General features: G+C 62.5%; 18 protein-coding genes. 2 read left to right on the forward strand and 16 right to left on the reverse strand.

Annotation, left to right across the window (positions count from 1 at the left end; genetic code table 11):
* Positions 1-24: 24 nt before the first annotated feature.
* The 10 genes from VGD45_RS06380 to VGD45_RS06425 all read right to left on the reverse strand — a co-directional run bounded on the left by VGD45_RS06380 (position 25) and on the right by VGD45_RS06425 (position 16,375).
* Positions 25-2,604 carry a hypothetical protein gene (locus VGD45_RS06380; RefSeq protein WP_331154438.1) on the reverse strand — a complete coding sequence of 860 codons (2,580 nt, stop codon included), beginning with the start codon at positions 2,602-2,604 and terminating at the stop codon, positions 25-27.
* A 133-nt stretch (positions 2,605-2,737) separates the two neighbouring features.
* A complete protein-coding gene (locus tag VGD45_RS06385; RefSeq protein WP_331154439.1) occupies positions 2,738-5,326 on the reverse strand; it encodes a DUF7133 domain-containing protein in 2,589 nt (862 codons plus the stop codon).
* Complete coding sequence (locus VGD45_RS06390; protein ID WP_331154440.1) at positions 5,248-6,624, reverse strand: putative oxidoreductase C-terminal domain-containing protein; 1,377 nt, start codon at positions 6,622-6,624, stop codon at positions 5,248-5,250. Before VGD45_RS06390 ends, VGD45_RS06385 begins: the two co-directional genes overlap by 79 nt.
* Positions 6,625-6,629: 5 nt before the next feature.
* The gene (locus VGD45_RS06395) at positions 6,630-7,997 is read right to left on the reverse strand and encodes a Gfo/Idh/MocA family oxidoreductase (RefSeq protein ID WP_331154441.1); all 1,368 of its coding nucleotides are present in this window, start codon (positions 7,995-7,997) and stop codon (positions 6,630-6,632) included.
* A gap of 10 nt (positions 7,998-8,007) precedes the next feature.
* Positions 8,008-10,869 (reverse strand): TonB-dependent receptor, encoded by a 2,862-nt coding sequence (locus VGD45_RS06400; protein WP_331154442.1) that lies wholly within the window; start codon positions 10,867-10,869, stop codon positions 8,008-8,010.
* A 222-nt stretch (positions 10,870-11,091) separates the two neighbouring features.
* Positions 11,092-12,252, reverse strand: a complete 1,161-nt coding sequence (locus VGD45_RS06405; protein WP_331154443.1) for a Gfo/Idh/MocA family oxidoreductase — start codon at positions 12,250-12,252, stop codon at positions 11,092-11,094.
* Between the two features lie 9 nt (positions 12,253-12,261).
* A complete protein-coding gene (locus VGD45_RS06410) occupies positions 12,262-13,602 on the reverse strand; it encodes a DUF1080 domain-containing protein (protein ID WP_331154444.1) in 1,341 nt (446 codons plus the stop codon).
* 92 nt (positions 13,603-13,694) lie between these two features.
* Entirely contained in the window at positions 13,695-14,714 is a 1,020-nt protein-coding gene (locus VGD45_RS06415; protein ID WP_331154445.1) for a hypothetical protein, read from the reverse strand.
* Positions 14,715-14,729: 15 nt separating this feature from the next.
* On the reverse strand, positions 14,730-15,956 hold the full coding sequence (locus tag VGD45_RS06420) for a M56 family metallopeptidase (protein ID WP_331154446.1): 1,227 nt from the start codon (positions 15,954-15,956) through the stop codon (positions 14,730-14,732).
* On the reverse strand, positions 15,953-16,375 hold the full coding sequence (locus tag VGD45_RS06425) for a BlaI/MecI/CopY family transcriptional regulator (RefSeq protein WP_331154447.1): 423 nt from the start codon (positions 16,373-16,375) through the stop codon (positions 15,953-15,955). The genes VGD45_RS06420 and VGD45_RS06425 overlap by 4 nt, the downstream gene beginning before the upstream one ends.
* Positions 16,376-16,583: 208 nt before the next feature.
* On the opposite strand from VGD45_RS06425, the gene VGD45_RS06430 reads away from it, so the two are divergent.
* On the forward strand, positions 16,584-16,967 hold the full coding sequence (locus VGD45_RS06430; RefSeq protein ID WP_331154448.1) for a hypothetical protein: 384 nt from the start codon (positions 16,584-16,586) through the stop codon (positions 16,965-16,967).
* 145 nt (positions 16,968-17,112) lie between these two features.
* Here the strand turns inward: VGD45_RS06430 and VGD45_RS06435 are convergent, their stop codons facing one another.
* A complete protein-coding gene (locus VGD45_RS06435) occupies positions 17,113-18,708 on the reverse strand; it encodes an IPT/TIG domain-containing protein (protein ID WP_331154449.1) in 1,596 nt (531 codons plus the stop codon).
* Positions 18,709-18,745: 37 nt separating this feature from the next.
* Between VGD45_RS06435 and VGD45_RS06440 the strand changes: the two genes are divergently transcribed.
* Positions 18,746-18,937 (forward strand): hypothetical protein, encoded by a 192-nt coding sequence (locus VGD45_RS06440; RefSeq protein WP_331154450.1) that lies wholly within the window; start codon positions 18,746-18,748, stop codon positions 18,935-18,937.
* Between the two features lie 224 nt (positions 18,938-19,161).
* Here the strand turns inward: VGD45_RS06440 and VGD45_RS06445 are convergent, their stop codons facing one another.
* From VGD45_RS06445 to VGD45_RS06465, 5 genes are all read right to left on the reverse strand, one after another.
* Positions 19,162-22,323, reverse strand: coding sequence for a TonB-dependent receptor (locus VGD45_RS06445; protein ID WP_331154451.1), 3,162 nt, complete (start codon positions 22,321-22,323; stop codon positions 19,162-19,164).
* A 91-nt stretch (positions 22,324-22,414) separates the two neighbouring features.
* The gene (locus VGD45_RS06450; protein WP_331154452.1) at positions 22,415-23,491 is read right to left on the reverse strand and encodes a FecR family protein; all 1,077 of its coding nucleotides are present in this window, start codon (positions 23,489-23,491) and stop codon (positions 22,415-22,417) included.
* A 3-nt stretch (positions 23,492-23,494) separates the two neighbouring features.
* Complete coding sequence (locus VGD45_RS06455; protein WP_331154453.1) at positions 23,495-24,010, reverse strand: RNA polymerase sigma factor; 516 nt, start codon at positions 24,008-24,010, stop codon at positions 23,495-23,497.
* Positions 24,011-24,188: 178 nt separating this feature from the next.
* The gene (locus VGD45_RS06460; RefSeq protein ID WP_414717558.1) at positions 24,189-25,586 is read right to left on the reverse strand and encodes a glycoside hydrolase family 27 protein; all 1,398 of its coding nucleotides are present in this window, start codon (positions 25,584-25,586) and stop codon (positions 24,189-24,191) included.
* 111 nt (positions 25,587-25,697) lie between these two features.
* The gene (locus tag VGD45_RS06465; RefSeq protein ID WP_331154455.1) at positions 25,698-26,651 is read right to left on the reverse strand and encodes a LysR family transcriptional regulator; all 954 of its coding nucleotides are present in this window, start codon (positions 26,649-26,651) and stop codon (positions 25,698-25,700) included.
* Positions 26,652-26,811 lie beyond the last annotated feature (160 nt).

The raw sequence follows: 26,811 nt of genomic DNA on the forward strand, positions 1-26,811 counted from the left end.
ACGGTCGTGCGCCTCAAATGTTATTCAATTTGCATTATGAGGCGCCGCCGGAGAAACGGCTGCACCTGCCGCCGTCGGTTCGCCTGCTGCCACGGGCGGCGTCGCGGACGGCGCGACTTCGGCGGGCGGAGCTGGCGGTTGTTCTGCGACGAGCGCGGCGACGTTCACGATCGATGGATCGTCACGAAGCTTGATATAGAGACCGCTCTCTCCGGGCCGCGGAACGGGCAGGGCCCGCCCCGGGAAGCCGGCGGGCACTTCAACGGCCTGCTTGAAGTCGGGATCGCCCGCGACGGACTTCACGAGGAAAAGATTGGAGCCGGTGAGCTTGCAGGACTGATCCGCCTCCGCAGGGCACTGCAGTGCCTGCAGCACAGGCAGGCGCACCAGCGTCACCAACGGCTGCCAGTCGCCCGCGGCGCCATTGTTCACGACACGAAACTTCAACGGCCCGAAGGCCGAAAAGCCGAAGGCTTTCGCTGGATCGAAGGTGGCGATGGCGACTCTCGTGTCCGCAAGCGTGAGTCCACGGTTGGCGAGACTCAACGTGGTCGTAAATGCTTCATCCGAACTTGCGATCTCGATGTTTGCTTCTCGGCTGAAGACGGAGGGCGATTTCGCGCGCACCGAGAAGATGAGCTGCGCATCCTGCGGCAACTGGTTCTCGCTGGCTAACGAGATGTTGCTTTCGTTAGTGCGAGTCGAGGCCTGCACGCTCTTGCCGACCAGCTCGACGCTGGGGCGGGGCGCGGCCACCGAGACATTGACGTTGTAGGTCCGGCCGTCTCGCAGGATGACTTTGGCTTTGGCGGCCGTGCCCTGCTGCAGCTTCGGCGCGGGCTTTGTTTCGTCCGGGTTGCTCGCCGAAGCGTCCGCCGCAGGCGCGACCTCCATGCGCAGTGAGTCGCCTTCGATCATCGTGCTCGAGGGCGTGGGCACGAAGTCGATGCCTTGCAACGAAAGAGTGGCGACGTCGCCGAGTCGGCTGCCTTTGAGCATGCCGTGCGATTCGCCCTCGTGAAGCGTGAAGCTCTCGAAGCGGCCCGCTTCGGGATAAGCGCGCAACTCGAGCGGCTGCGGCTCGCTCGAGCCGTACTGCGAGACCAGCAACGTCAAAGCGCCCGGCTGCGCCTGCTGCAGCGGCAGGTTGATTTCGACTTCGTTCGCTTTGACCGGAGACCAGTCCACCCGCAGTTCCTTGCCGGTCGGATCCTTCACCATGATGCGGTCGATGCAAGCGACGCTGCCGGCTTGCAGGTGAATGGTATTGGCGCGACCGACGATCAGCGACTGGTCGTCCGTGGACGACGGCGCCCAAGTCTGGTCGTGCGTATTGACGAGTTGAAAGGCCGGGCCTTCGAACTTCTCGAAGCCCCAGAACCCGTGCAGCGAACCCCGGAAACGATCCGCAAGACTCGCGTTCCCTAGCGGAGACGTATCGACGACGAACCCACCCTGCGTGGCGTCCGCCGTGGCGGGCAGCTCGATCACTTCGCCGTTCTTGCCAGTCACACGAAGGAACGTGTTGTGCGCGTACTCGGTCGCGAACACCAGCGGCGCGCCTTCGACGGGCAGCACCAAAGAGTCCTTGCGAGCGCAGTAGATATCTTTCGGGCTCACGGCATGCAGCGGCGGCGGCAGCGCCTTCTCGATTGCGGGCAGCGCGGCCGTCAGCACCGACTTGGGATCGTGAAAGGACGGCGGCGTGTTGAGCGTCAATGTGAGCTGCGTGCCGACGGCCGTCGCGAGCGCCGGGATGTATTGATAATTCGCGATCCGGAACGAATCGAACAGCCGGCCGAGGTCGAGCAAGGACGAGATGTATGGGCTGTAGTACCCATTGTTGCCCTCGCGCGTGGAGCTGGCGGTCATGAGCAGGTCGCTCGCCGGCCCCGAGGTGAGCGCTTCGACGATGGACACGCTGTGACCGTCGTTGAGGATCAGCGTGTCCTGTCCCTCCATCAGGCAGGGCGCTTGCAGCTGGGGCAGGCGGTCGAGACATTTCGGGTCGACCTGGATGCCGAGGCTGCGGGCCAGCAGCGGCGTGGTGTCTTTGAGCACCGCCGGGTTGGCCGCGTTGAGCTGACGGATCGCGGTGAGATAGCGTTCCAGGCGCGAGCGATCGAGCGTTGCCTGATTCAAATCCTGGGTCGCGCGCACAAAGGCGCCAGGGCGGCCGCGAACCGCGTTGACCAGCGTTTTGAAATCGCCGCCGTCTTCCGGCGCCAGGAAAATCAGCGCCTGCTTCGCGCCGTCGGGCACGGCGATGCTCAAGCCCTCCTGGCCACAGCTGCGCTTTTTCTTTTTCCAGGTCTCGCAGCGGAAGAACCACTCCTTCGGCGGCGGATTGGTGGGCCCGCGCAGGAAGCTCACCACCAGCAGGTAACGCTCCGACTGATTCTCCGGAAAATCAGCCTTGATCCACAGCTTGTCGCCCGCGGCCAGGTGCGGGGCCTGGGCGATGGGCAGGATGGTTTCACCCCGGGAGACGGTGACTTCGAGCGTCGGGCCCACCAGATCGAAAGGGGCGGAACTGGCGGCGAGCGCGTTGGCGGCAGCAAGAACCCCGAGACTCAATATCCATCGGCAAAGTCGCAATCTCATGGGTGCGGATCGTAGGATAGAGCGCGCATGCACGCCAACGCTTATCTCGCCCGGAGCGCAGGTTATGTCGGAGATCCGAGACGTGACGGCGCCCCGGAATGGGGCTCAGGGGCGCCGTAGCTGAACGGCTCGTTCAGCGAAGTGGCTGGAGCTCTTCGTCGCTCCAGGGCTCGTCGCGATGTGACACGACTCCGCGAATGGACTCGACCGTGCTCGGCTCGATGGGCGAGGCCTCGTTGCCCCACGACCGCCGCACATAAGTAAGTATGGCCGCGATGGTCGCATCGTCGAGCGAGCCGCCCAGACCGGGCATGGCCAGCTGATCGACCTTGCCGTTGAGCACGATGCGGACCAGCGCCTGCGGCGACCCATTCACCCAGGACGATCCGGCGAGCGCCGGTGCGAGGCCTGTCATGCCCTGACCTTCGTCCTGATGACAGGCGGCGCAGACGGCGAAGGCGCTGCGTCCTTTCTCATACCGCTCGCGCTGTTCGGGCGTCAGCTTCGCCAGCGAAGCGGCGGCATCGACGGTTGCTCCTCGCCAGCGCAGCGACTTGAGCAACAGCGCCGCTCTCGGGGCATCGACGTCCTTGCTGGATGCAAGTGCGACCAAGGCGCGTGGCTCTGCAGGCAGGAATGCCATGCGCCTCGAACCATCGTCGGCGCGAGGAATGAGACGATCGACGCCGTCGAGCAGGGCAGTGCGGACCCACGGCGTCGTTTTAGGATTGGTCAGACGATCGAGCAGCGCCTGGGTCTGCTCGGCGTTCCCCGAGTGCAGCACTGTCGCGGTGGCCACCGCTAACACAGGTGACACGGACGGAATATCGCCGGCGGCGTCGCTTCCGATCAGCGTCGTCGCGAAAGCGAACTCGCGTCCGGCAATGCTGCTGACAATCGCGTCCGCCACGAAAGGCAGTGAGCCTGCTTGTTCGGCGATCTCGAGAAGTGCGGCGTCGGCAAGCTTCGGCGGCGCGCTGCCCAACGAGAGCGCAACCTGACGAACGACCGCGGGCTCGCTCCAGCGAGCACGTTCGAGCAATGCGACCGTGCGCTCCGGCTCGGCCGTCAGAAATCTCTCGGAAACTCGCACACCTGTCGCAGCGACGCGAGCTTCAGGATCGCGCAGCGCTGCTGCGGCGGTCGGCCAATCGATGGCGTCGATGCCATCCAGTGTCCACAGCGCGTGCACCCGGGTTGCCGCACGAGGTGACGTTGTCACCAGGCGGCGAAGCGCGGTCGCCGAGCTCGCGTCGTGGCGCTCGACGAGCAGACGTTGCGCAGTCTCACGAACCCAAGCTTCGTCATGATCGAGCGCGCTGGCGAGTTGCGCGGAGCTGGCCTTCGCCAGATTCGGAATCGTTCGGCGCGGAGCATTCTCCGGCACGATGCGATACACGCGACCCATGCCGAGCGGCGCTTCCAATCCGCGCTCTTTGATTTGATTGCGCAGATAGGTGGTGAGAAAGATGCGGTGCTGAATCACGCCGCGATACATATCGACGACATACAGCGAGCCATCCGGCCCGTTGTAGACGCTCACCGGCCGGAAACGCTCGTCGGTCGATGCGAGAAATTCGGTTTGCTCGTGAGCGTTGCGCACGTGAGGCACGCCGTCGCGTTCCTCGATCTTCAAGCGCTTCACGAGGTTGCCCGCAGGCTCGGCGATGAAAGCATCGCCCCGAAAGCTTTCTGGAAACATCGAGCCACGATAGATCGCGGGCCCGCAGGCCGCGGTGAGCACGGGAAGCGTGCCGTCCTCTCGAAGGATGCGATAACCGCGATTGACGCCGGTATTCACGCGAGCCGGCCACACCGATATTTCATCGGCGCGCGCCATCTGCACATTCGCGCCGCTTGGATTCGGCAGGTGGCGGTTGCGGAGCAGATATTCGGCCGGCAGCGCATCCGTGTAGAGCGCGACGCTATTGTTGTTGAAGTAAAGCTGGCCAAAATCGTCCTGCGCGATGCCCCATTGACCGCGGAAGGCCGTCGGCTCGCGTCGCCACTTTCCAGCTTGGTAGCGGAAGCGAGTGGTGTGGTTCGCGCTATAGATCCAATTGTCGAAGCCCCACAGCAGGCCGTTGGCGCTGTGTTCGGGGTTGGATGGATTGCCGTAATCGTTGGCGATCAGTTGCTTGTCGTCGGCCTTGCCGTCGCCGTTCGTGTCGCGCATGAACCAGAGATTCGGCGGCTCCGCGACCAGCACGCCATCGCCGACGAGCGCCAGCGCGCGAGGCAAGACCAGACCGTTGGCGAATTCCGTGCGCTTGTCCATGCGCCCGTCTTTGTTCGTATCTTCGAGCGTGGCGATGGTCCCGATCGGCGCGTTCTCACCAGCCCCTTCGACATTGGGCATGTACGCGCGCATTTCGACCACCCACATGCGTCCATCCGGTCCGATGCTCATGGCGACCGGATCGAACAACAAAGGATCGCTCGCGACGATTTCCACACGAAAGCCCGGCGCAACGCGCAGTGTTTTCAGCGCTGCTTCCGGGCTCAACGCGGGCGCCGGTGGCGCCTTGACGGGCGGCGCTTCTTGTTTCTCTCCAGGCCGGTCGCCGCTCTGCGCCTGCGCATGCCACGCAGGCGCGAACGCCAGGCAGGCGGCCAGGGCCGCCGCGGAAAATCTCCGGCGCTTCAGTTCGGCGGCGTGCGGCTGAGCTGGTAGGCCTGCATGATCGTGCTGTACTTGGTCAGCATGTTTGGAACTTCCCATGCCGGCAGCTTGCCCGAACGCAGGTATTTGAGGAAGTTTTCCGTCACCTGAGCGAAGTGCGCTTCGTGGCCCACGTTGTATTTATCGGGCACGGTCACGGCCCAACGCTCGCCGTCGCGGCGTACGCCGATGCCGGGATAGTTAGCCTGCAGTGCATCGATTGCGTTCTTCACTGCCGCATCGTGTGCCGCGGCGCTCACGTCTTTGGCGCGCTCTATATAGAGCACGGGCTTGAACTGTTGAGCCGCGCCCTGCTGGATCGTGAGCGAGGCTTTCGAACCGCGCATCACAGAGAAGTGCGTATCCCCGCCACCCGCCGGGGCCTCGAAATCCCACTTGACCGAGACCAACGCATGCACGTCGCGCAGCCGATAGGTGAACTGGCCATTCGCGTAAACGTTCAGCACGCCATTCTGCACGTCCTGCTTCAGGAAGGCAGGGAACGCTTGCGCGCCGGTGACCTTGCGGAACTGCTCGAGCGTGATCGGTGTGCGGCTGTGGCTCGCGCTCAGAACTTTCGCGTCTTCGGGCTTGAGCGTCTGTTCCGGAAACGCCTGCCACTGCACCAGATCGACGAGGTGCGTGGTGACATCGACGAGCCCTTCGCCTTGCTGGCGGACGTCGAAGAACCATCGCGGCCGTTTCAACGGCGAGCCCGCGACGATCTTGGAAAAGTGATGCACGCTTTCCTTGCGAATGGCCGGATCGGTGGGGCTGCCTTTCTGCAGCGTGCCGAACAACTCCGGCCGCTGCGACAGCTCACGTTGCAGGATGGAGGTGATCTCGAACCGCTCGGTCATGATGTCGTAGAGCAGGGTGCCTTTTTTCTCGGCGAGCGCGAATGCCTGCTCGAGCTTCTCGAGATCCGACGGCGTGATGGCCATCGGCTTGTCGGCCAGTACGTTCAAGCCCGCTTCCATGGAGCTGAGGATGTACTGCGCCTTTTGCGCATTGTTGCCGGAGATCACGACGACGTTGCCGCTGCGATCCTTGAGCATGCGTTGCAAGTAGTCCGGTCCGGTGTAGATCTCCGTCCGCCAGCTGGTCGGTTGCTCCTTGCGCGCGTTGAAGCCGTCGATGCGCTTCATGTGCTCGAGCACGTCGTCGCCTTCGGGCGCATAGACGTGCACCAGCGGGTCGACGCCTCGATACATATATTTCTGCACCAGGGCGGCGTGGAAGTGGCCTGGATCGAGCGTCAGCAGACGCACCGGTCCGCTGACGCCTTCGGCGCTGGAGGTGAGCGCGACACCGAGCATCAGCGTCGCGCCGATGACTCCCTTCAACAGATTTTTCATATCGCTCAGGTCTTGATCACGCGGGTGACGCCGTAGGGCGCGCGTTCCGGCCGCGACAGCAAGGCGTTAGCCTCGGCGTCGTTCACGAAACGTTCTGTCTTCACATCCCACGTGAGCGGGCGTTTCAACTTCATGGCGATCCAGCTGACGATGCACGCGCTGCTGCTGCGATGGGCAACGTGCGCGGGCGCGAGCGGATCTTTACGGGAGATGACGCTTTCCAGCCAGTTCTTGTGATGACTGTCGCTGCGAGGCAGCTCGACCTTCAGGCCCTTCGAATCGAGCAGGCGTTTGTCGCTGGCGTCGAGCGGCGGCATGGTCTTGCCGGACTTGGGATCGCTCGCGGTCGCCTGGCCGTCGCGCGTCACCCAGATCCAGCCGTCGTCGCCGAAGAACTTCAGGCCGTTGTTGTGCTTGTCGGAAACATGCACGCGAACGTCGCCCGGATAAGTGAGCTTCACGTCATAGGCGCCGTGCACGTTCCAGATCTTGTTGGTTGGGAAATCCGCGGTGCCCTCGACTTTCGACGGGCCGCTCGCTTCCAGATTGAGCGCCCAATGCATGGTGTCGTAGTGATGCGAGCCCCAGCCTGTGATCATTCCCAAGCAGAACGACTCGTTGCGCAGCCAGCCCGGCCGCGAGTAGTCCTTGCGCGGATGCACCCGCTGCTCGGTGTAGTAGGCGAACTCGGCGGGCCCGACCCATTGCGCGTAATCCAAACCTTCCGGCACTGGCTCCACCGGATTGTCGGGAGCGGTGGGATCGATGGGCAAACCGATCTCGACGCGGCGGACCTGACCGATGCGGCCCGAGCGGATCAACTCGGCCGCCTGCCTGAACTGCGTCCACGAACGCTGCTGGCTGCCGACCTGCAGGATGCGTTTGGTGCGCTTCACGGCGTCCCGAAGCACGATGCCTTCGGCGATCGTCATCGTGAACGGCTTCTGCAAATAAACATCCTTGCCGGCAAGCACCGCGGCGAGCGCCGGCTCGGCATGCTGATGGTCCGGCGTGCTGATGACGACGGCGTCGATGTCCTTGCGTTGCAGGATCTCGCGATAGTCGCCATGCACGCTGACCTCGGGAGCGGCGCCGCCGATCTCGCGATACAACTCCTCGACCCGCGTCTTGCCATCGGCCGCGCGACGAGCGTCCACATCGCACACGGCGACGATGTCAGCGAGCCCCGATTTCAAGACGCCGGGCATGTCGTGGTCGCGCGCGATTCGCCCGCAACCGATCTGGCCGACGCGGATGCGGCTGTTCGGCCCGGCGGCAAGCAGCCCACTCGGCAGGATCAGCGGCAACGACACGCCTATCAGCGTCTTGCCGAAGGTGCGGCGGGAAAAGGAACTGGTGTGTCGTTGTCTCATGGTCGTGATCCTAAAACTGTCCGCGAATCCCTAGAATGTACTGACGGCCGGGTCGGTTCAACGTGTTGGCGCGGTTTTCGTAACCGTAGAAGGAATATTCTTCCTCGTCGAGCAGGTTGAGCACCTCGAGGCTCAGGGTCAGGTCCTGGCCGAGCGCGGTGAAGTTGACGCTGCTGTTCAGGTCGAGATATCCGCCCTCGTAACGGAAGCCGGTTTGCGGAGAGGTGGAGCCGCAGTTCACCTCGCACTCGACGTAGTCGTCGCGGTAGTTGTACGACAGCCGCATGGCGAAGCGCTCCTGCTCGTAGTAGGCCACCGCGTTGTAGTTGGTTTTGGCCAGGCCGAGGATGGTCTGACTGCCCGAGTCCAGCCGCGTGTAGTTCAGCGTCATGCCCAGGCCGTTCAGCAGGTTGTCGAGCCGCTGCTGATACAACACCTCCGCGCCCTTGAGGTAGGTCGTTGCCTCGACGTTGACCGGCGTATTGAACAACAGAATGGTGTCGAGGCCGTTGGGCAGCAACGCCAGGATGGTCGGATCGGTGATGGTGTCGAGCGCGATGCCGGCGTTGCGGAACGGCTGCGGCACATTCTGCCGCGTGACGAAGCCGGTGATTTCCTTATAGAACAAGTTGCCGCCCAACACCGCGCCTTCCGAGAAATACCACTCGACGCCGCCGTCGAGTTGATCGGCGAGGTACGGATCCAGATTCGGATTGCCCTGTCTCACGACGCCCGCCGTGCTGATGTTCGTGAACGGCTGCAGGTCGGCCGGGTTGGGGCGAGTCATGGACTGCGAGACCGAGAACCTTGCGAGCACCGTGTCGCTCACGTCGTAGGCCAGATTGAGCGACGGCAATATTTCGGAGTATTCGCCCTCGATGGTGTTGCGCCCGTAGTCTTCCTTGCGCACCCCGAACAGATTGGTGGCGGCTGCCGGCGTCGACGGCAGGCGGATGAATCCTTGCATCTCGTGCTCGGTCTTGGCGTAGCGCAGGCCGGCGTTGACGCGCAGCGTACGACCCCACAACTCGAATACGGCGTTGGCTTCCACATAGGCGGAGAGATTGTCCTCCTCGAAACTGCCGGAGTTCTGGAAGTCCAGATTGGCGTTCGCATCGAGCACGCCGTAATTCATCATGCGGCCGAAAGCGTCGAGGTCGCTGACGATCCAGCGGTTGTAGCCCACCGGGTCGTCGAAGTGCTCGCCGTAGTTCACCGGCACCACTTCGGAGAAGCTGCCGATGTTGAACTCGTTGAGGTTGGCGCCGCCCGTGTAGCCGAAGGGCGTCAGCGCCGCGCCCTGAGTTGCGCCGACGGACGAGGAGTAGGCGAGCCGCTCGCGCGAGTAGCTGTTTGCGAGCGCGCCGACGCGGATATTTGTTTCCTCGTCGCCGAAGGTGAGATCCAACGCGAGGTTCTCGTTCTCTTCTTCACGCGTGCGCGGCTGGACGCGAACCGTATTGAAGCGCCAATTGTTGGCGTCGGCGAGATCGAGATGCGGCGTGATCACGGGAATGCCGCTGCCGGGCACGTTGATGTCGACCTGTCCCGGCTCCGACAGGAACAGGTAAGTGGTCATGCGCCAGCGGAAGTCCGATTCCGCCCTGGACGCTTTCATATCGAGAGCGATGTTGTCCGTGATCTGCCACGAGCCGCCCAGGCCGACGTGCCTGAAGTCCGACTCCTGCTGGAACACACGGTTCTCCGACCAGAACTTGGCGTTCAGCAGCGAGCCGCTGGTGAGCGTGTTGTTGGCGTCCACGGTGAAGTTGCTCGGCGTGATGTAGCCGAACCCGGTTGCGTTATCGGTGAGCGCCGTGGTGTTTCGCACCAGCAGGTTGTTGACGTAGCGATCGAAGTCGGCTTCCAGCTTGGCGTAGATCACATCCAGATTGAACAGCAGGGCGTCGGTCGGCGCCCATTGCAGCGCCAGCGTGCCGCCGACGCGATCACGCTCGCCCAGTTGTACTTCGGGGCGGCCGAGGCGAGGCACCTGCGTGCGCATCAATTGCTCGTTGGTGAGCCCCGACTCGTTGATGAAATCCGGTCCCTGGTTGGCGGTCGACGCGAACACGCTGGGCAGGTTCCAGGTAAAGCCTGCGTCATAAGGCCGGCCAATCTCATTGTTGGGAACGCGGCCGGAGGTCCAGCCCTGCGACGACCAGCCGTCGGTGCGGAACGTGCGCTGTGACATCGAGACGCTCAACAGCGCGCCGAATTTACCGTCCCAGTTCTTGCTGACCAGAAAGCTGCCGCGCGGGTCGAGCTCTTCCGAGGTCGATTGATACGCGCCTTGCAACTGATAGCTGGCCTGGAAGTCGTTGTAGTCGAACGGGCGCGGCGTGCGCAGGTTGACCGTGCCGGACAGGCCGCCTTCGACGGTGCTGGCGCGCGGTGTTTTCGAGACCTGCAGCATGCTGAAAATTTCCGACGGCAGCAGATCGAAATCGAACTCGCGATTGTTTGCTCCCTGATCGACGCTGCCTTCGGATGCTGCCGATACCGGCATGCCGTCGAGCAGCACGCGCGCGAAGCTTGGACCCATGCCGCGCAGTGAGATCTGCTGCCCTTCGCCGTTGGTGCGTGAGATCTGCACGCCGGGCACGCGCTGGAGCGCTTCGGCGAGGTTGTTGTCCGGCAGCTTGCCGACGTCTTCGGAGGAAATGGAATCGGTGAAGTTGACCGAATCGCGTTTGTTGTCCAGCGCGACCTCGAGACTTTGGCGGAAGCCGGTGACGACGACTTCCTCCAGCCCACCTCCGTCGGAGCTCGCTGCAGGTGGGGTTTGCTGGGTGGTGTCCTGGGCGAACGCCAGGCCGCCAAGACACAGCGAGAGCAGGCTTGCGCCCGTCGTGGGAATGCCCCGATTCATATCAGCTCCTCCCGAATTCGTTGGATGGCCGAATCGACGCGGAGGAAACATTTCGATTTACCGCGGGCGAGCGCGGCCGTGGCCGCTGAACGCAGCCGTTGGAATCGGATTCCCCCTAGCGGCCACTTTCAACGTTTGGAAAGTGGCCTGACCAGTAGATTGTTAGTCGATCCCGACGAGCCTGTCAATTCCGCGTTGGGACCGCTCACGTGGTCTGACCAGTTAGCTGAGCACGGGGGCGGTCGCGTGTTTTTGCGCGGTGAGCACTAATTCGGCCGCGAGCAGGGCCTGCTGCTGGTCCTGCGCGGTCTGAGTCCGCTCGACGATGTCGTTGACGAACAGCGGGCCGAACGGCAGGGCGACGCCTTTGCAGTCGATGTAGCGCGCCTGTTTCTTGTCGACGATGTACAGGTGATCGCCGCCGGGCAGATTCGACGCCACGTTGACGTATTTGCGCAGCTCGATATATCCCTCGGTGCCGAGGACGAACAAGCGTCCGTCGCCCCACGTGCTCAGGCCGTCGGGCGTGTACCAATCGACGCGGATATAACCCGTGCCGCCGTCGCCGACCACGGTCATGTCGCCGAAGTCTTCGAATTTCGGACGATCCGGATGCGCGATGTTGCCGGTCTGCGAAGCGACCACGCGCGCCTTGGTGCTGTTGGTGTAGTAGAGAAATTGATCGGCTTGGTGTGAGCCGATGTCGGTGAGAATGCCGCCGAATCGCGCTTTATCCCAGAACCATTCGGGCCGCGACGGCGCATTCACACGATGCGGCCCGAGGTTGATGGTCTGCACGACGCGGCCGATCGCGCCTTGCCGGATCAACTCGCCCGCATACACGGCCGAGCGCACTTCGAGGCGCTCCGAATACATCACGGCGAACTTGCGGCCGGTTTCTTTCACGGCGCGACGAACTTCTTCGAGCTGTTCCAGCGTGGTGATGCCTGGCTTGTCGGCCAGGTAATCTTTACCGGCTCGCATCGCTCGCACGCCCAAGGGCGCGCGCAGATCGGGAATCGAGGCGGAAGCGATCAGTTGAATGGACTTGTCTTCGAGAATCTCGTCTTCGCTGCGAGCGACTTTGACGTCGCCGAACTTGGCGCGAAAGTCTGCGACTTGTTTGGGATCCGCGCCGTACACGCCGACCAACTTGCCACCGCCGCGTTGGATCGCCGCGGTCATGCCGTAGATGTGTCCGTGGTCGAGGCCGACGGCCGCGAAGCGAATGGAATGTTTCGCTGCCGGCGCTGTGGTTTGCGCTTTGTCGTGAACCGCCGAGGCGGACGTGGCGCCTTGCGCGAGCGCTGCCGGCGACATGGAGGACAGCATCCCGGCGAGGCCGGCGGATTGCAGGAAGGCGCGTCGATCTGTGTTGCTCATGAGGGATTCCTAAAGCGCTCGGATCTTGATGCTGCGGAAACGGACTTCGTCGCCATGATCCTGCAACAGGATGCGACCGCGTTCCAACTGGCCGAATTCAGCGATAGCTTTGAACTTGCTCGCGGCCACCCGGCGATTGAAATCTTCCGAGCCGCGCGTGAACTCCAGCACCTTCACGCCGTTGAGCCAATGCTCGATGCTGCCATCGGGCCGCGCGACGATGCGCGCATGCTGCCATTGACCCACTTTCGGCGCGAGGCCGACGTTGGTCATGAGCCTGGTGCGCGGTTGAATATCGTAGAGCGAGGCCAGCGTGCGGTTGCCGTCGGCGCCTTGCTTGGCGTCGTCGTGCCGCTCGTCGTCAAGTAGTTGATATTCCAACCCCAACGCGTCGCCGCCGCCGTAGTCGCCGACGTAATATTTGATGCCGCTGTTCGCGCCCGGCGTGAGTTGGAAGTCGAGCTGCAACTCGAACGCGGCGAAGGTTTCTTCGGTGACGATGTCGCCGCCGCCACCGCCGGTCACGGTCAACTCGCCGTCGCTCATTCGCCAGCCGCGCGTGGGGAATGCTTCGCCTTTGGCGCTGCGCCAGCCTTTGTCGGTTTTACCATCCCACAGCAGCTTCCAACCTTGATTGCGTTCGACTTCGCTCAAGTCGTTGGGAAGGGTGTTGCGAACGAAGATCTTTGCCTGAGCGGGCGAGGCGGCCGACGTCTGCTTGATCCGCAGATTGCGCCAATGAATTTTGCGGCCCGCTTCGTCGGGCTTGTCGATCGAATGCACCTGGAGCGCGATGAAGCCCTCTTTGTAAGTCGGATCCAGAACATACGCGGACAACTCGCCGTTGACCCAGGTGCGCATCGACGGCCCGATGGCCTCGATGCGGATCTTGTTCCACTCGTTGAACTTGTAGAGGCCGGGCTGCGGATTCAGTGTGCCGGGATACCACCAGCCGGTCATGGCTTCGTCGTAGAGCCCGCCGGTCCACTGGCGTTCCGACGGATCGAGATCCATCTGCGGGCCATGCACGCGGCCCTCCATTACTTCCGGCTTGCTCTGGCTGCGAAACTGCACGCCGCTGTTGCTCGGGCCCACGGTTTGTTTGGCTTCGAACTCCAGGATGAAGTCGCCGTAGGTCTTGTCGGTCGCGAGGAAACTGTTCGGCGTGCCCGCTTTGGTGGTGCCGACGATGGCGCCATCGACCACCTCGTAGCTCGCGGTGCCGTTGATCACTCGCCAGCCATTCAGCGACTTGCCGTCGAACAACGGCTGCCATTCAGCATCGTTCGCCGCGTGCGCCTGGGTGAGGAGCAGTGGCGCTACAGCGATCCAACTCAGCACGAACTTCATTATCGAATCCCCCGCGTAAGGAACAGGTCGCGGGGGCGAGCATAACGGACTGGCTCGGAACGTCCAGTTGGAGGCGTGCGGCGCCTGGCGATTCAGGGCTCGCCGGCCGGGCCGACTTTGATGCCGCCGATATCTTTTTCTGTCACTGGCCGCAGTGTTTGCATGGCTTCTTCGCTGACCGGGCCGAACGGCCGACGGGGCGACAGCCCGCTTTGATCGAACACGGCGAGGGAATAGGAACCGACTCGGGTCGCGCCGGTGGCGCGCAGCCAGTTGGCGAACGAAGTGGCGCTGGCGGGACTGTCGAACACGAGTCGTATCGCGCCGAGGGTTGGATCGAACAGAGCGACGCGTTCCTTGCGGGTGGCGTTGGTGGAGGCGAGGCCGAGGTCATAGAGCGGCTGGCGCAGAGAGTCGCGATCGACGAGCGTGACTCGCGTCTGACTGTCGCACACCCACTCATCGTCAGTGTCGCCCAGTCGCACGACGAAAGTCAGTTCCAGCGTCGCCTCGACAACATCGAGGCCGGGAGGGTGGCGCACGGGAAGCAACTGCGCGGACACACGATCGCTCAGCAAAGGTTTGCCGTCATCGCCCCACAGCGCGGAGAAACGAACGACGGTGTCATCGATTGCAACGCCGCCTGGCATCACGAGCAGGTCGATGGATTGGCTGCCCGTGAGATCGGCGCGTCCCTTAGAGATGCGGGTGACTTTGAGTTGCCCGGGAGAAATCGCGACAGTCGAGACCTCGTCTGCGCTCTTTGTCGGAGAGGCAACGTCGAATCGCTCCCAGCCGAGCAACGTGCCGCCGAGCGTGGACACGCTCAATGCGCTCCAGACAATTTGATCCTTGGGTCGCAAGCCGTTGGGAGTCACGGCGACGAGCAGTCGTCGGCCGAGCGAGCCGTTGGTGGCGATCGAAGTGTGCTTGAGGCTCGCTGTCTGCAACTCGACCGGACGCACTTCGGCTTGCAATGTGACTTGGCCCGCGAGCCGCTCCGGGCAGTTATACGTCGGATAGCCGCTGGTGAACTCGGCACGCTGCGGAGGCGTGCCGCAGGCGGCGAGGGCAGTGCACGCAATCCATAGCGAAAGATGACGACGCGCCATCGACACACCCGCGGTTCAGTCGTTGTTGAGTTTGAAAGTAACGGCGAATCGGCCCCACATGCGCGCCGGCATGCCGTCGATCGTGCCGGGACTCAGGCGCCAGCGGAACGTTTCATAAAAGGCGGCGTAATCGAGATCGGGGTAGCCGCTCGACTGCGTGATCTTGGCATCCGCCACACTGCCGTCTTCCAGTACGAGCAGCCTCAGCACGACCGTGCCGGTCTGGCCGAGTTGGCGAGATGCTGACGGATAGCGCGGCGCTGACAGCGGAATGGTGGGATTACTTTTCGGAAGTACGATATTCGCGTTCGCCCCCGGTCCGGACTCGAGCACGTCCGAGTTGTCTATGTCGCTGTCGCGGTTGGACGGTGAGCGAATCGCTGCGGTAGCCGCGACAATGGGCGCGAGTACGCATGCGGCCAGCAGTGTTCTGCGAACGCTCGACTCACCCACGTTGCTTTGTTGCAAGATTCGTTTGATCCGGTGGCCGAGAGAATGATTTCTGATCATCGGCACCACATATTCGCCGACTCCACCGCGTCGCGCGAGATTCAAAAGCACTTGAGCATAGGTCGTGCGCTCGTCGCGGCCGTCGATCGCGGCATCGTCGCTGACGTGCTCATTCAACAGCGCCAGGCGGCTGGCCAGCCACCACGCAAACGGATTGAACCAGAATATGTTTCGATACAACTGCGCCAGCCACTGCACATAGAAATCTTTGCTCGCGAGGTGCGAACGTTCGTGCGCGATGGCCAGCCGTCGGGCCTCCGCGGACCAGCTGTCAAAGTCGGTCGGAACGAGAATGGTCGAAAAGACGGTGGCGGGTGCTTTCACTTCGTCGCTCATGCGAACGTCCAGGCCGTCATGAACGTTCGACGACAATCGCCGCGCCCGTCGCCGCATCGCCCAGCATCGGGCGATGCCGAAGCAATGGCGAATGACGAGCGCGCCGGAGAGCGCTGAAAGCAGCGCGAGCACGACTGTGCTGCTTTCGTTAGAAACCGGGCTTGGCGCCGAGAATGTCAGCAACTCGGTGTAGCTCGCGCTGAGCGTGGGCGTGGGCATAGGTGACAGTGAGCCCAACTCCAGAATCGCTGGCATCAGCAGAGCAGAGGCCAGCACGATGCGCCAGGCGGTGCGTTCCAGCCGCGGATCCTCGATGCGCAGCGCCTTCAGCGCCAGAAACACGAGCAGGCCCAGCACGATCGATCGGGCCGTGTACTCAGCGATGAGAAGCATCATGGCTGCACTCCTTTCTTGGAACGACGCGAGGGCTCTTTCGCGGGCTGCTGCTGTTCTGCCTGTTTGATGGCGGCCAGCAACCGGTCCGCCTGTTCGCGATCGACCATCTTGGCGTCGACCATGCCGACCAATACTTCGTCCACCGAGCCGTCACAGAACCAGTCGACGATTTTTTTGATAGCGCGGGCGGCCACGCGACGGCGGGGCTCGGCGGCTTCGTAGATGAACGTCCGGTTGGTCACTTTGTGATTCACAAAGCCCTTGGCTTCGAGCCGACGCAGCACGGTGCGCACCGTCGCCTCCTTCAGATCGCGCTTGAGTTTCTCCCTGACGGCCTCGGCGCTGAGCGGGCTGTGCGCCCAGACGATCTTCATCACGGCCCGTTCGAGCTCGCCCAGTTCGGATTTGGTCGCGCGCATGACGTGTGTTACCGGCTGTACTGTTACGGACGGTAACAGATGGTCCGGCGGGACTCAAGTTGCGCCGGTCCCGGGCCGCGTCTATTGTGCGGCCCGGGGCATTCGGCGCCCACGGCAGGTAAAAACGTTCATCATGCGATCTGTTTGCAAGCTTCTGGTTCCCGCTGCTCTTGTAGTTATTGCCGGATGCGAACAACGCGGGCCGACGGTGTACGTGCTCGACGCTCCGCAGACAGTGCAACTCACCGCGACCGCCTCGGCCCCGAAAGTGAAGCAGGGCGAGACAGTCGTACTGCACGTCGAGCAGCGCACGACGGGTCAGTGGAAACAAATTCCTCGCAGCCAGCTCACCCAGGGTCAATGCTGGGTCTATCGTCCGCCGGTCGAGCTCGAGCCGGAAGTCGCGCACAGCGTGCAATGGGAAGTGGTTCCGGAAAACTCCGTCGAGTTCCACCAGGAGTACCAGCTCGACAAGAGCCGCGTCGCCACCATGTTGACGCCTGGCAAAGTGACGTTGACGCCGATCAGCAAGGTCAAGTGCGAAGAAGGGCGCACCGTGTACGGAACGCCGGTTGAAATCGAGGTCGAGTGAGCTCATGTCGCTCGCCGGTGAGACGGTGTTCGAATGGCGTGGCGCTTTTAGCAACCAGGAAGTCAACGAGCTGCACGCCGAAGCTTTCGAAACGCGCGTGTGCCGGGCGGGCTCATGCGGCTACGCTGAGCTGTCGCAGCCGCTCTCAGGGCAGCGGAATCACCAGTGCTCGCGCGTCGCCGGCGATGAACACTGCTCGCTCGTCGTGGCTCACGAGCATGCGCAACCTGTTCGAAGTGTTTGCGGGACTTTGAGGCACAGCGATGGCAGGCAGGATCTCGGCGAACGATCCGGCGGTGGCGGCGGTCAAGTCGAAGGTGCGGACCGTGCCGTTCTGGTCATAGGCATACGCCCGCTGGCCGCTCGGCGAAAACGCAGCCACGCGCGTAGAGCCAGGCAACGAGCCCAACAGCTGAAAGTCGCGAGAGTACACGCGTGTGTTGTCGAACAACGCGCGCTCGCCGGTACGATCCAGGTCGACCGCATCGGCTATGAAAGGAGACGACACAGGGGGGAGGGTGAGCTGCCCGGTGCTGGCGTCGTACGACACGACACCGGAGTTACCGTCTATCGCCAGTACAATCGAGCCATCGCGGCTGGCTGCCAACCTGCCAGTGGTAACGCTGTATGAAGGCGTGAAGGCGCCAAAGAGGTGCCGCAGTTGAGAATACTGCAGTAAGCCCGCAGGGTCCGTGGCGATCACGATCTGGCCGTTGTTCGCGCTCGCCATTCCCCTGAGCTCGGAGGATATCGGCGCTCTCACCTCGGCAAATAGCGTCGTGGGATTCAGTTCCGACAGCATGAAACCGCTACCGACGGGGGGCTCGAATGAGTTGACCATCAGTCGGCGGCCATCGGCCGTGAAGGCGCACGCCCTCATTTGAGAAAACGTGGCGGTTGCCGCGACGGAGCCGCCCGCCGCCAACGAGTAACGATACAACTGCGTCGGGCCCGTGTCGGGACGCGCCGCGACCAGCAGCGAGTCGCGTTCGGCATCGTGAACCAGGCACACAGCCAGTGAGGCGCCTGCGCTGGAATAGTCGAACACGGTGACTGAATAGTTCTTTGGAGGGATGACTTGCAGCGCCGCGCGGGTGCCCGCCGTCTGCCCGTTGACGATGTTGACTTCGTAGCTGCCCGCGGCCAGTACAGGGTGGCGCGCCCGAATCTCGGTGTCGCTGACGACTGTATAGGACACGGCGTCTGTTCCACCGAAACGCACGGCCGTGATGGGATAGCGCGTCAGGTTCTCGCCGCGGATGATTACATCGCCTTCGGTTCCTGTCAGCGCCACATAGGGAGCGACGAAATTCACGCGTTCGCGGGTGATATTCATCGTCACCGGAACGTCGACGGCAACTCCGACGGTGGGCTGCAACCGAATGTACCCAGTGTGAGCGCCGCTGCCGAGGATCGCGAGCTCAGCGGGAACCAGCGACGCTGTGACGCGGGTCGTGGCGCCGGCGGTACTACTCGTCGGACTGACGATGAGCCAGGGTACTGAAGCAGAGGCCGTCCAGTTCTGCGCGGGCCAGCCGGAGACATCGAACGTGCGGACCAGATCGCTGGGCGCATTCGTATTGCCGATCGAATAGGTGAGACTGGCTGGCGAGCTGCGCAGTCCATGGATGTTGTAGGTGACATTGACGGTCTGTGGCGTGCCGATGACGCCTGAAGTGCAGGCGACGCTCGTGGTGCACGCGGTCACCGTGATGACGCTGTTGTAACTTCCGGGTCCCAAGTCTCGCGGAGGCGCCGGATAAACGTTAGCAATGCCCGTGGCTGAGCTGGAGACGGCGAAATCGCTGACCGAACTGACGGCAGGGCCCGTGATCCGCGCGTTGATGAACAGCGTCTGCGGCGAGATACCGCTGATAGTGCCGGTAATTCGCATCGGCGGCATCGAGGCGCTTTCGCTATTGGTGGCTTCGAATGTCAGCGAGGCGGGCGAGATCGAAAACTGGCCCTGACTCCCCGGGGTGCCGCCACCGCCGCCACCACCTCCGCCGCCGCACGCGGACAACAGGACTCCCATGCACACGACAACCGCTGCCCTGTGGCCACTGGCATTCGCTACCATGCTTGTCCCGCTGAATTCAGATTGTAGTTTGTTCTCCTTAGTCTAATGATTGCTTCGCGGCCGCACAAACGTCTGTGCGGCCATGTTTCCTCTTACAGCGAACAGACGGTCGCTTCAGAACTCCGCGCGCACTCCGAGGGTGTAGCGACGACCTGTTTCTTCCAGCAGCAGGATCTGATTGTCGTAGCGGCCGACCCGGTGCTGTATCTCGTTGCCGAGGTTCACACCTTCCGCGAACACCGAAAAATTGTCCGTGATCGCGTAACTGGCGCGAGCATCGATCTGCTGATACGGCTGCACGAACGTGGGCTCTCTGCCGAAGCCGACCGCGGTTCGCAGGAAACGTTCGCGACGGTTCCAGGCGACGCGCACCTCCAGCGGCCCGCGCTCGTAGAAGCCGACCACGTTGTAGGAATCGCCGAGGCCTTCGAGCGCGAATGTTTGTGAGATGTCTTCCACGTTGAGCTCGGCTCCGCTTTCCACCAGCGTGGCGTTCGCGCCCAGGCCGAAGCCGTTCCAGAGACCCGGCAGCCAGTCGAAGCTGTGCTGGAAGCCCATTTCGACGCCTTTGACGGTGGCGCTTTCCAGATTGTCGAGCAGGCTCACTTCGAACACCGGATCGCCGGAGAACAGGTTGTCCGCATCGGCGATGGGCAGCACGCGGTTCTCGACGCTGTTCACCAGGAAGTTCTCGACCTCCTTGTAGAACAGCCCGACGGTGACGAAGCCGTTTTCCTGGTAGTACCACTCGGCCGACAGATCCACGTTCCTGGATTCGAACGGCTTGAGATCGGGATTGCCGCTGGACGCCTGCAGGTTGCCGGGACGAGTGGTGCCGATGACCAGGCGAGGGGACAACGCGCCGAGAGGTGGGCGGGTCAGCGTCTTGGAGGCGGCGAAGCGCACGATCACATCGTCGGTGACATTCAGGCGGAAGCTCAGGCTCGGGAGGAAATCGTTGTACTTATTGGTCTGGTCCACCGTGATCGGATCGCCCAGCACGGTCCGATACAGCGTCGGATCGCCGCTGTTTCTAAGGTCCAATAACTCTTGTGAGATACCGAAGGCCGTGGTCTCCGTGCGCACGTAACGAGCGCCCAGCGTCAGATTCCACGGCATGTCGCCCATCGAGCCTTCTAAACTCGCATCCGCATACAGCGCGGCGACTTGCTCCTCGACTCGCGAGGAGTCCGGCCGCTGATGGATTTCGAAGCCGTTGTGCGCGGCGAGTTCCGCCAACGTAGTGCCCGCAGGCAGTTCGAGAAACGCATCGCGCGCAGCCGCGGCCTCAGAAGATTCGAGATACGCGAGCAACGGATCGATATCGAATGCCTGCCATGCGCTCGGCACGGACACGCGGCCACCGAGAAAGCCGGAGCCGACGTTGTACGGTCGCATCAGCTGGTCAGGGATGCCCACGAAGTAGCCGCAGTACATGCAAAGAATCTCGTTGTCCGATAGGCGGGTGTCGCGGCTCTGTTTCTCATCGGAATAGAACGCACCGACGGTCACGCGTCGCAGCGTCTCGTTGTCCGGTTGCCATTGCGCCTCGATGCGATGCTCGAAGATTTCATCTTCGAGATCCGCACCGCCACCGAGCGGACCGCCGCCGCTGCCACGCATGTTGAAGTGCGCGACCGGCAGACTCGGATCGACATAGTCCTGCGACGGCACACCGGTGACAGATGGAATGCCATTTGGCCCGTAGGTAAGTGTGTAGATGTCTTTGCGGAAGCCGACGACCGCCACGTTCGTGCCTTCCGCGCCACCGGATTTCGCGCGTGACCAGGACGAGTCGAGTGCGACGTTGACGCTGTCGGTCACATCCCACGCCAGATTGATGCCGCCCGCGTAGATGTCGGTGGGGCGGTCGCGTACCGAGCGAGTGAAGTCGACGGCGGCGTCGATGGTTTGCGTGATGCTGGTGGCCGTGCGGTTCTCATCGAAGGTCGCGGCCGTGATGATCGAGGGCGTCACGAAAAAGCCGAGTGAGTTCGCCTCGGTGAACACGCTGAACTTGTCGTACATGCCATCGACGGTCAGGCGCAGGTTGTCCGCGATCTGATATTGGAACGTGGTGTTGAAGTTGATGCGTTCGCGCTCTTCGTCGATGGGACTGACATTCAGGTTCTGCGGGATGAAGAACTGATCGTCCTCGGAATAGCCTTGCGCGGCCAGATCGTCCGCGATCAGCTCCATGCTGTCGCGAGGAGCGGTAAGAATGCCGTCGGTGAGAATGCGTTCCGAGCGATTCTCTCGCTTTTGATACGAGCCGGAGACGAGCAGGCCGATGCGTCCATCCGCGAAGACGTCGCTGATCATGCCGAACACTTCGGGCGTGGTGTTCTCCGAGAGATCCTCATACAGCGCCTTGGCGGACAGGATGCTCTTGAAATCGCCAAGCTCCAGGGGCCGCGGTGTGTGCAACAGGATGGTCGAACCGATGCCGCCTTCCTGCAGCAACGCGGTGGCGCTCTTATAAACATCGACGCGTGAGATCAACTCGGCGGGCAGCACGTCGAAATTGAACGAGCGCGCGCCGGTATCCGAAGCGAGGCGTCGGCCGTTGAGCAGCACCGTGTTGAACTCCGGACCGAAGCCACGCACCGTGACGGCCTGGCCTTCGCCGCCGCTGCGATCGATGGACACGCCGGTGATTCGCTGCAAGGACTCGGCGATGTTGGTGTCCGGAAATTTGCCCAGGCTTTCGGAGGCGATCGAATCGACGATCTGATCGGAGTCGCGCTTGATCTCCATGGCCTGGCGCAAGCTGCTGCGGATGCCGGTGACGACGACTTCTTCCAGGTCCTGACTCTCGGCTCCGGTCGATTGCGCGGCGGCCTGGCCGCTCGCGACGCCGAACATGACGGCCGAAGCCGCCGAGGCCAGACGAACGTTTTTCACTATCGAAGGTTTGCTGATGCGTGGCACGCGATTGTCTCCAGGCTCCGATCTGCCGGCGCGCTCCTGAGAAGGAGGCGGCGCCGGCAGAATCGTGACGGTGCGGTCGTTGAGGTATTTGAACGTCAGTCCCGTGCCGGCGAGCAGTTGGGCGAGCGCCTCTTCAGGCGTGAATTGACCGACCGCGCCGCGTGTGCTCAGCGCGTCGACCTCTTCGGACACGTAGACCAGCTGAAAGCTGCGTTCCTTGGCCAGGCTTTGCAGCGCCAGGCCCAGGCCCTGCGCTGGAATGTGAGTTTGTTTCCTGACGGCGGCTTGCGACTCCGCCGTCCCGGACAAGCCCACCAGCGCCAGGCAAACAGCTGCTACGCTCACTCGCATGACATCCCCCAAGCCTCTCGCGCGAGGCACGTATTCTCGAGCCGCCATCTGATGTGACGGGCTCAACCTCAATAGAGCGATCCCTTCACCGATCGGTTACCGTCGTGGAGCGCTTTTTCGTCAGATATATGGCGCCGTCCGTTTCTTCCACATGCACGCCCGCGCGCTCGCGCAGAAATGCCAGCAATGCGCCGGGATCCGTCGAAGCGAACACGCCGCTGATGTGAAATTCATAAAGCTCCGCGTCGCGTAGAACGAGTTGCCGCTGGTTGTAGCGGTTGAACTCTTCGGCGACTTCGCTGAGCGTCGCGGCGTCGAATACCAGTTGCCGCTGCGTCCATGCGATGGCGCGGGCAACATCGGGGCGTGTCACTTCCTTGGCCGCCGTGTCAGTCACCGTAATTTGCTCGCCCGCGGCGAGCATGAGCGTCGGCTCGGACATTTCGACGGCGACGGGATCGACGCGAGCATCGGGAACATTCGTCAGCACAGAGACTCGACCTTCAACGACCGTCACGACAGTACCCTCGCGCTTCTTGTTCACATCGAATTGCGTGCCGACAGCGCGCACGCGCGTGCCGTCGGTGGTGACGGTGAAGGGTCTTTCCGCATTCTTCGCCACACGAAACAGCGCCTGACCTTCGAGCAACTCCAACGCCCGTTCGTGCTCCGAGTAGCGCACGCGGACTTTGGAGCGCGAGTTGAGCTCCATCGTCGAGCCGTCGGACAGCGTGATGGAGCGCTGCTCGCCGATCTGAGTCACATAAACAGGCTCGCGAAACAGATACACCCAGACGAGGGCGGCGAGGCCGATGGCGACGGTGGCGATTGAAGCCGCGAGCCATCGCATCGGCGCCTGACTCGAAGATGCGCCGCTCGGAATGGAAGGGCGGGTCAGCGGTACGACGTTGCCTCGATCCGCGAGCGCCTCGGAAATGAGCGTGTCGGTATCCCAGCGACGTTCCGCGTCCAGGCCCGGCGCTTCGTCCCAAATCGCAGCGAGCTCCAGATAGGCGCTGAGATGTTGGGGCGACTGTCGCAGCCAGCTATCGAACTTGCGACGCGCGATATCGTCGAGCGCGCCGCTTCGGCAGTTCACGAACCACTCCGCGGCTTCGGAGTAGATCTGCGAATTGAGTTTGGCAGAGGACGGGCGCGCCATGGCTCAACCTCTCTCCAGTCGCTGGCGTAACTGCACCAGCGCCTGCATGAGGTTCTTTTTCACCATTGGCAGCGACGTGCCGAGTCGCTCGCTGATTTGCTCCAGCGACAGTCCGTCACGACGATGCAGCAGGAACGTGGCCCGGAGTTTCGGCGAGAGTTGATCGAGCTCAGCCTGCAGTTGTTCGAGACACTGCTGCGCATCCAGATCGAGCACCGGATCTACATCCGGCACGGCTCGCGCGGAGTTCAGCATCTCGCTCAGCTCGACGGACGGCGGCGTCGCCGATTGGCGAAGCGCGTGCTGTTGAACCACGTGTTGCGCGACCGTGAACAGATAAGCCTCCGGCGATCGGATCGACTCGACGTTCGGTACGCGCAACATGCGCAGATAGACTTCCTGGAGGATGTCGGGCACGTCGGCGGCGTTGCGTACTCGCAGCAGCAGGAACCGACGCAGTTTCACGCCATGACTGGCGACCAGGCCGGTAATCATTACGCGAGCAGCTTCGGCTGACATGTTCCTCCGAACGTCGGCCCCTGGAGTGGTGACTCTCTGCAGGTAAGAGCGATAGCCGACGAAGTGGTTACCTCGTCGACGCACTTTTTGCTTCAGGAACTATCCGACGAGTGGCATTTTTTCGCGGACGACGCCTTCGATCGGCGGAGCATTTCGACCAGTTCCTAATTGGCTGAGGTCAGGGGAGTCGATTAATCCGAGCTTCCGTAGGCGTGAGGCTATACAGGAAGCAGGCGTGCGGCGCGAGCGTCGCGGTCACGCGATCGCGAACGGTGCCGAGGTCTCGTTGTGCCCAGAGGTCTCGCACTTTCACGGATTTCAAACCCAGGCGTGACAGGTCGAAGTGGACTTGCTTGGTATCTGCCTTGTCGCTGACGTTGAACATCGCGAGGTAGCGCGCTTCGCCTTGCTCGGCGCGCGCGGTCCAGGTGCGGACTTCTTCGATGAGCAAGGCAGGTTTGTTGTCGCGGCTCGCTTGATTCACCGCAAGCACTTCACGGTTGGTCAACAACGCGAGCGTCGCTGCATCTAAGTGCCGCAGATCGCCGCCCATGATCAGCGGCGAGCGCGCGATGGACCACAGCGTCATCAAGGTCCGCTGCTCATCGGGCGTGAAGCGGGAGTCACGTTTGCCCATTGCGAGACGGCCCAGCGGCAGCATGTCCGCATCGGGCCAGCGTCCCGGCTGCTGGTACAGAGACCAGTTTTCCAAGCGCGTGAACTGCGCTTTCAACTGCGGCCACTCGTCCCAAAAATCATCGCTGATGCGCCACATCTGCGCGAATCGGCGCACGTGCTCGCCGCTCACGAGCGGTGTTTCACCGGGCGAGAGACTCAGGATGATCGGCCGTCCCGTCGCTTGAATGGCTTTGTGTGCAGCTTCGACCTCCGGCGCATTCGCGTCGTAGGGGCGACTCATGTCGTCCATCTTCACGAAATCGATGTCCCACGATGCGAGCAGGGCGAACACACTGTTGTAGTACTCCTGCGCGCCGGGCTTGCTCATATCGACGCCGTACATGTCCGGGTTCCATGGGCAGATGCTCGCGGTGTTGGCAATGTCGCGCGCTCTCCATTTGCCGCCGAGAATCGGAAGGTTGCGTTCGACTGCGAGCCGCGGAATGCCACGCATGAGATGCACGCCGAACTTCAGTCCGAGCGCGTGAACTTTGTCGGCGATGGGTTTGAACCCGGCACCTTTTACACTGGAAGGAAATCGATTCGGCGCGGGCAGCAAGCGCCCGTGGCCATCCATGGTCGGGATGGGCTTGGTGTTGTAGTCATAGCCCTTGGCTGCGCCTTCGTACCACTGGATGTCGATGGTGAAGATGTCGTAGCCAAACGGCTTCAACTCGCGCGCCATGATTTCGGCATTGGCGAGCGCCTGCTCCTCGGTGATGGTCGTCGCGAATGAATTCCAACTGTTCCAACCCATCGGCGGTGTGGGCGCAAGCAGCGCCTTGCCCGGCTGTTCCGTCGAAGTGGCCGTTGCCGATTTGTTCTGCGTGAGCAGCCCGAGCGCGCCGGCAGCGGCGAGCAATTCGCGACGATTGAATCGTGTCGACACAGTTTCCATCCCCCGAGAGTGCATGGAGTCAGAGAGCGATTTCCCACCAAGCGGTTACCGTTCTCCGCTCCGGGCAGGCACTTTCAATTGTATGAGTAATTACGGGAGATGCAAACTGGTTCAGGTGACTGCGGCGAGTGGGATGGGTTTACTCTCCTCGGCGGCTTTGCGGATGATGGCCGCGCCATGCTCGAGCAGAAACGTCCGGAAGGCCGACGTTATTGGCGACAGGCGCTTGTCGCGCAGATGAATTACATACCAGTCGCGGATCAACGGCAGGCCGACCACATTCAAGATCACCAGCTTGCCCGCCGCGAGCTCCAGGCCCACGGTGTGGATGGAAATGAAGCTGATGCCCATCCCCGCCATCACCGCCTGCTTGATGGTCTCGTTACTACTGACTTCCATGGACACGTGGATCGACACGCCGCGTTCTCGGAACACGTGCTCCATCGAGGCGCGTGTTCCCGAGCCTTCCTCCCGAATGATGAACTTCTCGCTGCTCAAGCGCTGCAGCGGAATCCGCCGTTTGTTTGCGAGGGGATGACTGGGCGAAGCGATGATGACCAGCGGGTGCTTGGCGAAGGGCTCCGCCACGGTGACGAGCTCGCGCGGCGGACGGCCCATGATCACCAGGTCGATCTCGTTGGATGCGAGCTGCTGGATGATTTCTTCCCTGTTGCCCACCGTGAAGCGGATCGTGACTTCCGGATACGCGGGGGCGAATGCTGACAGGAGCGAGGGCGCGAAGTACTTCGCCGTACTCACTGCACCGAGCTTCAACACGCCTCGTCGCAACCCACGCATGGCGGCGAGCGACTCGCCAGCTTCGCGCAGCAGATCGGTCACCTGTGATGCATATCGTAATAATTCATCGCCGGCCGCGGTTAGATGAATCTGCCGGCCCACGTGCTCGAGCAGGGGCAGACCGACCTCTGTTTCCAGCAACTTGATCTGTTGAGAAATCGCCGGCTGGGTCAGATGTAACTCACGTGCGGCGCGCGTGAACGAGCGGTTCTGCGCCACCGCTGCGAACACTCGCATCTGCCTCAATGTGACGTTGCGCATCGGCATGGTCGGCTCCCCACGTACCTGGCGCCCCCGACCATGGCACACGTGCCGGCCTTCGCTCAATAAGGAAAAGTTATGGTGAGGCCAATTTTTTCGAATTGGACCTAATGTCCGTCCCCAGCCACGCTGTACCCCGAGTCGACAGCAATTTGACGGCACTGGC

The sequence above is a fragment of the Steroidobacter sp. genome (genome assembly GCF_036402275.1).
Lineage (GTDB): Bacteria > Pseudomonadota > Gammaproteobacteria > Steroidobacterales > Steroidobacteraceae > Steroidobacter.